The organism is Parahaliea mediterranea, from assembly GCF_003402235.1.
GTDB lineage: Bacteria > Pseudomonadota > Gammaproteobacteria > Pseudomonadales > Halieaceae > Parahaliea > Parahaliea mediterranea.
Genome location: NZ_QEWO01000010.1, coordinates 76996 through 86931, shown reverse-complemented (window position 1 = coordinate 86931; position 9936 = coordinate 76996). Strand labels below are relative to the sequence as shown.

The window sequence follows — 9936 nt, the reverse complement described above, 5'->3', positions numbered from 1 at the left end:
CGCATTCGACTCTGGGTCGAGGAAGAAATCCGTACAGACAGTCTACCGCCAAAAGCCGGCCACATACTGGAAGCCGTCCTCTATCGCGGAGAGCTTCCTCGCGGTGACGTTCCCGACATTGTCGGGACTGGCGATCGCCAAGCCAGGCGCATTGTTTCAGCGCTCATGCAAAAGGGCGTATTGCATTCAGCCAGTCCCAGAGCGCCTCTGCAGATTGCCTTCCCGGCACGACTGGCCGGACGCTGGATGCCAGGGCTGTTCCCTGAAGCGGCCAGTTGACTACCATCTATATCCTCCGAAAAAGCGGCAGGCTGCGGGAACATACCCTTCTTACAACAAGCTGGCATTACAATTCGGGCGGTGGAGGTGTAGGCTAGGCGTCCTTAGGACGCCTAGCCTACACCTCCAGCCCCTATATTTTCCGGCCCTGCAGGCAATCCACACACAGACCGTTTTGGATTTTCAGTAGACGTCGCTAATTCCCTGACATGTCAGCCCGATTCTTCGTGTTCCGCCTCGAGTTCTTGGGAAACCTCCTGGTGCGCCGTTACTTCTGGCACTCTCCCGGATACAGCATTTCCATCAGGACACCCTCCCCTTCCTTCATATCCAGCGTCTCGCACACCGTTTCAAAATGCTCATGCTGGAAATTGGATGCCAGAAAGTCTTTATAGGAGACGACTTCTGCTCGCACTCGCTGGCTGGCCCAGTGACCCGCGTTATCCTGCCTGTCGATGAACTCCACCATTTGTTCAAGGCGGTGGATCGTGTCCAGTACATCGCCCAACTCATTAATATGGTTCCGCAGTGATTTCGCATTTTCCTTCCGCTGCCGGATGCGTGCCTGTCGTTCGGCTTCTTTCTCTTGACGACGTTCTTCTTCCTCAATAAGCAGGCGTTTCTCCTTGGCTTCCACCGCCGCTGCCTGCAACCACACGAAAATATCCAGAGCGCGCTCTTCTAGAGTAGTGGCTTTGGTATCCCGCCAGCGTCGCTCGTTCTTGGAAAGATCCAGACGCCAGTCAGACTGATTATCACTGATATGGAAGATCAATCGCCCAGAGGGGTAGTAGTCCCAGGTTCGGTAGGATTTTCTATCACTGCTGCCCGACCACCTCAGGCGGCGCGCCTCGTACTCCAGTTCTTCCTTGGTCGGCGTATGCGGTTTCTGGTTCCGGGTTTCATACAGCGTGAACTCGAAAGTCTCCTCGCCCACTTTCCAGAAGCAGTTGCTCTTCTCAAGATACAGCTCATGGCCCAGTTTGCTTGCAAGAGCGGCCATTGACTGAAGAAGGCGGAATGCCCTGGCTTTGCTGGAATCACTCAAACAGGTCTTTTTCCAGTAAGAGTCGCCCAGGTCCCGAAACCCGTACTGATCTTTCTCGGTTTCCTCCAGCAAAGTACGCAGAGCATCCACAAAAGGATGGAGGGTGCGTGGCAACCGCTCGACCAACCTGAAATCGGCGGCAATTTGTTCGCGGTAGCTAAGCGCCTGCGATTCGATGGCCGTCACCGCTGGGGAGCGTGTCTTCACCGGCCTGGGCTGGATATTCACAAGGGCATCAGCGGGCTCCAGACTGGTACGCAATCTGGGTTTTGACACTTTCTTGCCGCTCTTGAGCTTTGCCCAGTAACCCCTGGAGGGCGTAGGAATGTGATGTTTCCGGCAGTGATTCTTCACTGCAACATCAGAAACTCCGAGAGACTCCGCTACCCGGGTCACCGGCTGTGACCACACCAGGTCAAACAATTCCTGTCGTGTCATTCGTATACTCCGTCGGACTTTCGCTCTACAAGCCACTGCAACTTACACATTGGCATCCGTGTTTTGTGGTATTTCCGCTGCACCATTAGATTGGTGAGTTTATACGTAGTCAGGCTACGCAAACCGCGACGTTCTTGTTGAGCGGAGCGATACAGTAGTGACGGGCTCATTTTATGGGATGACAAACGTCCTCCTGTATGGGGGCAGACTTGCTGCGCCTGTCGACTTTCGGCCTTATCCAGATTGAGAGGGCGTGATTGATCAGTGATCAATGCCCTATAGGTGACTTTGCAGTTGTACACTCCGGGGAGCTGCACACACATGATGTACGTCTTGATTTTGTGTACATGACCCGAACGAGAGCCTATTGCGTCCGGTAACCTTATGTATTTATTAGATAAATATACAGACAAGGGGCACATGTACACCACTAGACACCGTACACTTTTAATGTACAATTGATTTTTGTGTACGAAGCTGGTGCAGAAAATGGAGAATCAGATTCTTGAGAGGGCGATCACTGCACTCACCGCAGAGGTCCCTCTACAGGTTGCGATCAGAGACCGTGAGGTTGCTATTGGGAGATATCGCGCGGATGCGCTTATCGAACTTGGCGATGATGCCGTGCCCTATGCGGTTGAAATAAAGCCCCGAGCCGCTCAGGCGAACCTGGGTGCGCTTGTCGAACAATTGCGCCTCATACAAGATCACTATGGCGTAGATAGAGGCATGCTCGTCACCGACTATGTAAACCCGAACCTTGCCGCACGACTGAAACAGCTGGAGCTCCAGTTTATCGATGCCGCGGGTAATGCCTACATCAACGCACCCGGAAATTTCATCTATGTCCGGGGAAACAAGCTGCTTCAGGAATTCACAGCGAAGGAGACAAATCGGGCTTTTGAGCCTACCGGCCTGAAGGTTGTATATGCCTTCCTGAAAAATCCGGAGCTGGTGAACCGGCCCTATCGCCATATCGCGGAAATCACCGGCGTCGCCAACGGCACCATCGGGTGGGTGATGAATGGCCTGAAAGAAGCGGGATATTTAAGGGATCTTGGCCGGGACAAGGGAAAACGCCTGGTAAACCTCGAAGGCTTGTTTCGACGCTGGGTCGATGCCTATCCCCTGAAGTTACAGAAAAAGCTGAACCTGGGCACGTGGACCGCCGGGAATCCCGTTTGGTGGGTCGATGTTGTTATAGAAGAATTTGGTGCGGTTTGGGGCGGCGAGCTCGCCGCAGACAAGCTGACCCATTACATCCAGCCGAAGGACGTGACTGTCTACCTCCCGAAAGAGCGCTTAAACGAGTTTGTGAATGGCGCACGATTGCGAAGAACGGGAAAAGATCAGCGCACCGAGGAAGGTGTTGTCAGAATATTCGACATGTTCTGGACGCCAGATAATCAATGGACAGAAACCACTGACCCCATACTCACCTACGCGGACTTAACAAGCACTGGTGATCCGCGCAACCTGGAGACAGCGAAGCTTGTTTACGAAAAGTACATCGATAGACATCTCCGGGAAGCTACACCGGGGGGCGGTTGAGCTTTATCGGGCAGTCGATAAGGCTGTTTCCCAGCTAAACATCCCCTATCTCATTGTCGGAGCCATGGCCAGAGACATTGTGTTGGTACATGGCTTCGGTGCTGCGATTGAGCGCGGTACCCGGGATATCGACTTTGGCATCCAGGTGGCTTCTTGGTCAGACTTTGATCAACTGCAAAAGCTGCTTATTGATCAAGGTTTCTCCCCATCCAAAGAGCCACAACGTCTGGTCAGCCCCGAGGATTGGGACCTGGATATTGGATATATCGATCTGGTTCCCTTCGGCGCGTTGAGTGACGCCGGCGATCTCATTGCCTGGCCTCCAAAGGGTGAAATCAAAATGAGTGTGCTGGGCTTTCCCGAGGCACTTGCCAACGCGACCCAGGTAAGGATCGATGCCGACCCCGAGCTGATCGTGCCAGTGGCATCCCCGCCGGGAATGGCACTTCTTAAATTGGTCGCATGGGGAGATCGGGACATTGCCGAACGCCCAAAGGATGCGCAAGACCTACTCTACCTCATGAGTACATACCTCAAAATCAATGCAATGGTGAACGAGGCCTATGAGTCCGGGGCCATGGATCGGTTTGACCACGAATTTGATCCGGTGGGAGCTTACCTGCTGTCTCTCCATGCAAAACACATCGCTGCGCCTGCCACGGCTGATCGTATAGCGGAAATTCTGCAAGATGAGACAAGCTCGGAAGCTTTATTGTTAGACATGGCCAGAGGGCGCGATGCAGATTTAGTGGGAGCGCAACTGGATGCGTTCAGGCAGGGATTCTGCTCGTTGTGATGAACACTATCGACATTGGCGACCGCGGTCGGCGGCACGTAAGTACCCACAACCGGGAGTGCAGGATAAATCCACATGGCAATTTCGCAAGTGCCTACCCCACGTCATATGGCTGTGACCAGCCTCCCAAATTTCACGCTGTCGAGTACTGCTATAGCGACTGATCGCTAAAATTGTAGGCTGAGATGCTGGAAAGGAAATCCTGATGGGACGCAAGAAGCGGTCAATACTTGATGATCTAATGGTCGCACCATGGTGGGTAAGCCCTATGGTGGCAGCGGCCGCGTTCCTTGGACTGAAATATGTGGTCCCCGCCATTATCCCAGAGACCCCGCTCTTCTTGGCGATGAGATCGGCAGGGCCGACAGTCGCTCCCTATCTGGCAATCCTGTTGCTGGTGCCAATGCCCTTCGCCTATCTGAACGGTCGCCGAAAGCGCCAGCTGGTAGACACGCACCGACGCATCAGTGAAATCCGCGGGTTGTCCTGGCGCGAGTTTGAAGAATACGTTGCTGAAATCTACCGTCGCCGCGGATACACCGTAAGAGAGAATCTGGCCGACGGCCCCGACGGTGGGGTCGATATTCGCCTTGAGCGTGACGGCAAGCCCCATATCGTCCAGTGCAAGCACTGGAAATCCAACAAGGTCGGCGTCACCGTCGTACGTGAGCTCTACGGTGTCATGGTCAGCGAGGGAGCGCTGAGCGCCGCGGTCGTCACCACGGGCATGTTTACCGAAGAGGCTCGTCAATTTGCAGCCGACAAGGCCATTGATCTGATCGATGGTGCTCAGCTGGAAGGCCTGATAGGACAGCCCGCGACCAGGCATGCCCAACCGACACAAGCCGACGCAACCGCCCTCGACTGCCCCCACTGCGGTTCCACGCTGGTCAGGCGCAAAGCTCGCCGAGGCAGCCGGGCCGGACAGGCGTTTTGGGGATGCTCGTCCTTTCCCCAGTGTCGCTATACACGCAACATCTGACGCTCGAGCGTCACTGCACCAGATAATGCCCCCAACGGGCGCGGATCTCCTGCTCAGATGGCTTTTCAGTGAGCCGGAATTCCGGCGACCGCCCATCGAGATAGAAATACAGGTATCCCCAGTCGTAATCCTTTATCCTGGATGCTTCCCTGATACCCGTCGCCGGCCAGGCGACTTTCTCATAGCGCGGCGACTCCATCAGGACACCGTCAACCGGGTGTGTTGGGTCTTGAGCGCTGTACGGGCTGGCTTGCCCCGGCTGTCTTTGCGGGTCTCTCGACAGCCATCTTTGTAATTAGAGCAGCCCCAGAAAAACCCGTGCTTGCCTTTGATACGGCGTAGCTGGCCGTTACAACCTTCGCGAGTGCAAGGGTGGGTAGTGGCGGTCTTCGCACCTTTCCCCGGCGTGCGCTTCCGGGTCGCTTTCCGGGGTGGTGTGTGGTTGCCCTTCAGCGCCTTCGGGATCACCAATCCACCGGCACCCTCCTCCACCAGGCCTTCCACGTGCCCCTGGATGCTGCTCATAAAATGAGCAAGAATCTCGTCGCCTTCCACGATCTGGTTCAGATTGAGTTCCCACAACGCGGTCATGTCGGGGAGGGTCACGAACTCTGGCAGTGCATCAATCAGCGCCTTGCCCAGATCCGTGGACACCACCGTCTTGCGCTGCTTCTTGAGATACTCCCGCTTGAAGAGCGTCTCAAGTATCGTCGCCTGTGTGGCCGGCGTACCAAGGCCGTCCGTTTCCCGCAGCACCTTTCTGATCAACGGATCCTCCACAAACCGGGCTACCCCGGTCATGGCGTCCAATAGCGTCGCTTCGGTGAAGGGCTTCGGTGGCGAGGTCATCTTTTCCTGCAGGCGTGCCTCAACGACCTCGATGCGCTGCCCCGGTTTCAGGATAGGCAACGGCGCTCCGCCCTCCTCCACCGGTTCATTAGTTTCCTTGTCAGCTACATCTACGACCGCCAGTGCGTGTCGCCAGACGTACCAGCCCGCATCGACCACCAGGGCCTGCTTCGCCTGCAGCCTCTCATCGCCGACTGACGTCGGCACTACGATATCGACCGCGGTTTTTTGCAATTCCCGGGGCGGCAGAAATTGCAGCAGGTAGCGGTGTGCCACCAGGCTGTAGATGAAGTGTTCATCGGGTGACAGGTTTGCTGACGACAGGGCTCGCGTGGTCGGAATAATGGCATGGTGGGCCGTCACCTTACTGTCGTTCCAGCAGCGGCCATGTCGGGTCAGGTCCACCGCATCCGTCAGCGGCGCCAGGTGATGGTCCCGGCCCAGGGTCCGGGCGATCGCTTCGCGTACCTCACTAGCCTCAGCGTGGTGGTCCTGGGGCAGATAGGGGCAGTCCGAACGCGGGTAGGTCAGCAGTTGGTGCTTTTCATAGAGAGACTGGGCCAGATCGAGGGTGCGCCGGGGAGAGAGACACTTCAACTTAGCGGCCAGCTTCTGCAACTCGGGCAGGGAGAATGGCAAGGGCGGTGGAATTTTCTCCGGTTTGCGAGCGAATGCCATGACCTGGCCCGCCTGTCCGGTCAGTGCGGTTGCAACGGATTGGGCATAGCCCTTGTCGATCATACGCCCGTCGGGGTCTAGGTAGGATTCAGCGCGCTCACCTGGTCTCCACTGGGCGGTGAATCCGGTGCCATCGGCCGTCACACTGGCCTCTACCGCATAGAACGGGTGCGGCTGAAAATCGGCTATCTCGCGGTCCCGACGCACAACCAGGCCCAACACCGGGGTCTGCACCCGACCGACACTCAGCACACCGGATAGGCCCGCGCTGCGACCTTTCAGGGTGTAGAGTCGCGTCAAATTGAGTCCATAGAGCCAGTCCGCCCGGGCGCGGCCCACTGCGGCATCGCGCAGACCGCGGTACTCGCCGTTATCCGGCATAGTGCGCAGGGCCTTGCGCACCGCTGACGGATTGAGGTCACTGATCAGGACGCGCTTGACCGGTGTATTGCCGATGCCAATCTGCTCGAGGACCGCATCAACGACCCACTGCCCTTCCCGATCCGGATCGCCGGCATGGACAATGATTGAGGCCTGTTTCACATAGCGCTTGATGGTGTTGTAGAGCTCGCGGGCCTTCGGGGCCAGCTTGAGTCGCCAATCTTCAGGGACAATGGGCAGGTGCTCGAGCGCCCACTTCTCATGGGCGGGGTTGTAGTCCTCCGGCATGCACTGGGCCAGGAGATGGCCCGCGCACCAGACCACCACATTACCCTCGCCTGAGAGAATGTGTGTCTTGTGCCGCTCCTGGGGACCCGGCAAAACCGCCGCGATGGCCCGACCCAGCGAGGGCTTTTCCGCAACAAAGACTCTCATCGCTCTCGGCTGGAGCTCAGGCCGAGGACGGGTCGATCGGCTGGCTTGCCATCCGCCAGCACCATCCGTGTAGACTGGTCACTCTGCACCTTGATCCTGACCTTCCCGTGTTCGAGTGCTTCAACCACAATTGCCGTGTGGTCACCAATGTGGAGGGTTTCTCCCACCCTGCGTGTCAGAGTCAGCATCCCTGTTTCTCCCATCATCCATATCTCGACATCAATTCCAGGGCCTCGCGGTCGCCCGAGGATGCCAGCTGCCAATGGAATTCTTCCAGCGCACTGATCACCGCCTCCGGATCGACGTCCTCGCCCAGCAGGCGCTTTACCTCGTCTCGCGACACCTGCCGGGTAAAGGCCAGCAACGCCTTCACCTAGCGCGGCTCCAGTTCAAGCATGAGTGTTGTTCGCTGCATAGACCAACCTCCTGGCGGCATTTGATGAAACAAACCACTGAGCCCGCTGATCAGGCCAATGCGTCCACGTATCGCGCCTATTTTGCGGGATCAGCCGTGACGGGCACACCCTGAATCCACCACCCTCCCCTGCCGGATGTCGTGCTATGCTTGAAAAGACGACACACCGGCTCGGAGGGCGGTGAGATGACGGTAAAAGACGTTTGTTACGAACTGGCACGTGCTGGTGGCAAGGTATTGAGCGGTGTTGGCTCTGCTGCAGTCGAAGTACTTCGTCATGCAGACTTTCGAGACGATACTTCAGAGCGTTGTTCAGAGGAAACCGACTCCTATTATCGGAATTCTCCCCATGGTGATGGACGCTACGGCCCACGAGCATACCTGAAGCCCCACGACACTCATGACACCCATGGTTAACCATTAAGCTCTACCTTTGGTGGCAGCTTTGCTTGCCGCCTGTCCTACTGCAGCACCTCCCGCACTCCCAATTGCTCCTGATCTCGTTCCGAAGTTGGACAACTCATTGGCGGCGCCACCTGCTTGATAGCCAACCCAGCCAACTGCGGTGAGATACAGGATGGGAAACACGATGTACAGAAATCGGGATATATAAAGCAGGATCAACGACTGGGTGACGCTGGTACCCGAGGCAAACACGCCCAGGCCGCCGGCACTGGTCAGCAGGTGGATCAGGTTGTTATCGACCCAGAAGGCGACGGCCCAGATGAAGGTCAGGAAATGGAACCCGAAATAGATGACGCTGAGTGTGACTAGGGCACGTAGGCCATAGCGCCCGAATATGAGCAGGAATGGTAGCGCGATGATCATCATCATGAGCGCCAGGGGCTGGAACAGGCTGATGCCGTTGCGCATGGCATAGCCTTCCCCCATCGCCGCGGGGGCCTTCAGGGCCGAGCCGATCAAGGCTACGCCCACCTCACCGGCATCCCGCGCCGCCTCACCCAGGATCAGGTAGGCGCCGGTGTTGAGCACGTTTCCGGCGCTCTGGAGCAGCAGATTCTCGCTGTTACGCCAGTCTGCGAACCGCCCCTGGCGGACCTGCTCCGCGCCATCGCCATAGGTCACCGCCAATGGCATGTCAGAGCCCACCGCCTCCGCGGTGCGCTTTACGGCCAGGTATTTGCGCAGGAACACGTCTTCCCGCTCCGGCGCACTGAGCGTCACTGTCGAGGTTTCCTGGATCAGGTTGTCAAGGTTGTAGATCATTTCGTTGCGCAGATCGGCCGGGATGTTGTCCAACACCCGACGGCGCAGCCCCACAGCGCCATCGCTCCACCACGCCCGGCAATCCGGAAAACCGCCTTCCACCTGATAGGCCTCATAGCCCGCATCGCGGGTCGCATTGAACGCGAATTGCGGGTTCGGCACGGTGCTGTAGTAACGGTCATACAACCCTGAGCCCAACAGGTATTCGGAGCCCAGCCAGGTGGCGTCTTCCTTCTCCACCTGAGTCAGGCTCGCCAGGTTGGTCCGACTGAGGCGGGAGTACGCCGGCTGCCAGCAATCGTTCTTGAACTGCTCCAGCTCCTGGTTGAGCACCGGATCTTCCAGATTGGCTTCGGCCAGGCGGTATTCGACGCTCGCCACATCGTAGGAGCAGGGAATCGCCGCGACCGACGCGGCGGTCACCGCCTTGGACAACCAATGCAGCATCGCCCACCATAGGGGGATAGAGCCGGTCTGGTCGGCCATGGTGGCCAGCGTCGCGTCGTAGGTGGTCCCGGTTGCCGTGCCGGAAATGGTTTCCGGCGAGTCGGTACAGCGTAGGGCCGGCTTGTGGTACTCCATGTCGGTCAGCTCGACATCGAGCATGGGGATCGCCGCGAAAATCAGCACGCCGAGCATGGCGATGAAGTCTGCCTCAATCTTCTTGAGCGACTGGATCGCGGCGGAACCCTCGTCATCCCCGCCCTTGTGACTGTCCAGGACATGACCAAGCACCATGGCGATGATGGGGATAAACACGATGCCGGTATCCACCAGCACCGCCCAAATACCCTGGTACAGAATCCACCCGAACAGGGTCGTCACAAACTCAAAATAACTCGCTACGCCCATCGCCC

General features: G+C 57.4%; 10 protein-coding genes. 4 read left to right on the top strand and 6 right to left on the bottom strand.

Going from position 1 to position 9936, the window contains the following annotated elements; translation table 11 throughout:
* A partial coding sequence (locus DDZ17_RS22760; RefSeq protein WP_206613622.1) for a hypothetical protein occupies window positions 1–279 on the top strand: 279 nt, incomplete at its 5' end.
* Window positions 280–547: 268 nt separating this feature from the next.
* Here the strand turns inward: DDZ17_RS22760 and DDZ17_RS21360 are convergent.
* Window positions 548–1765 (bottom strand): RWP-RK domain-containing protein, encoded by a 1218-nt coding sequence (locus tag DDZ17_RS21360; RefSeq protein ID WP_116369010.1) that lies wholly within the window; start codon window positions 1763–1765, stop codon window positions 548–550.
* A 489-nt stretch (window positions 1766–2254) separates the two neighbouring features.
* On the opposite strand from DDZ17_RS21360, the gene DDZ17_RS21355 reads away from it, so the two are divergent.
* From DDZ17_RS21355 to DDZ17_RS22860, 3 genes are all read left to right on the top strand, one after another.
* Window positions 2255–3316: a type IV toxin-antitoxin system AbiEi family antitoxin gene (locus DDZ17_RS21355; protein WP_116369009.1), complete on the top strand. Its 1062-nt coding sequence runs from the start codon at window positions 2255–2257 to the stop codon at window positions 3314–3316.
* A gap of 64 nt (window positions 3317–3380) precedes the next feature.
* Window positions 3381–4112, top strand: a complete 732-nt coding sequence (locus tag DDZ17_RS21350; protein WP_116369008.1) for a nucleotidyl transferase AbiEii/AbiGii toxin family protein — start codon at window positions 3381–3383, stop codon at window positions 4110–4112.
* A 205-nt stretch (window positions 4113–4317) separates the two neighbouring features.
* Window positions 4318–5094, top strand: coding sequence for a restriction endonuclease (locus DDZ17_RS22860; RefSeq protein WP_116369076.1), 777 nt, complete (start codon window positions 4318–4320; stop codon window positions 5092–5094).
* A gap of 10 nt (window positions 5095–5104) precedes the next feature.
* On the opposite strand, the gene DDZ17_RS21340 is transcribed toward DDZ17_RS22860, so the two are convergent.
* The 5 genes from DDZ17_RS21340 to DDZ17_RS21325 form a co-directional block, all read right to left on the bottom strand.
* Complete coding sequence (locus DDZ17_RS21340; RefSeq protein WP_116369075.1) at window positions 5105–5293, bottom strand: hypothetical protein; 189 nt, start codon at window positions 5291–5293, stop codon at window positions 5105–5107.
* A complete protein-coding gene (locus DDZ17_RS21335) occupies window positions 5293–7437 on the bottom strand; it encodes a DNA topoisomerase III (RefSeq protein WP_116369074.1) in 2145 nt (714 codons plus the stop codon). The genes DDZ17_RS21340 and DDZ17_RS21335 overlap by 1 nt, the downstream gene beginning before the upstream one ends.
* On the bottom strand, window positions 7434–7625 hold the full coding sequence (locus tag DDZ17_RS23080) for a carbon storage regulator (protein WP_157976789.1): 192 nt from the start codon (window positions 7623–7625) through the stop codon (window positions 7434–7436). The genes DDZ17_RS21335 and DDZ17_RS23080 overlap by 4 nt, the downstream gene beginning before the upstream one ends.
* A 14-nt stretch (window positions 7626–7639) precedes the next feature.
* Window positions 7640–7810 carry a hypothetical protein gene (locus DDZ17_RS22580; RefSeq protein WP_157976788.1) on the bottom strand — a complete coding sequence of 57 codons (171 nt, stop codon included), beginning with the start codon at window positions 7808–7810 and terminating at the stop codon, window positions 7640–7642.
* A gap of 462 nt (window positions 7811–8272) precedes the next feature.
* A complete protein-coding gene (locus tag DDZ17_RS21325) occupies window positions 8273–9931 on the bottom strand; it encodes a conjugal transfer protein TraG N-terminal domain-containing protein (protein ID WP_157976787.1) in 1659 nt (552 codons plus the stop codon).
* Between the last annotated feature and the right edge of the window lie 5 nt (window positions 9932–9936).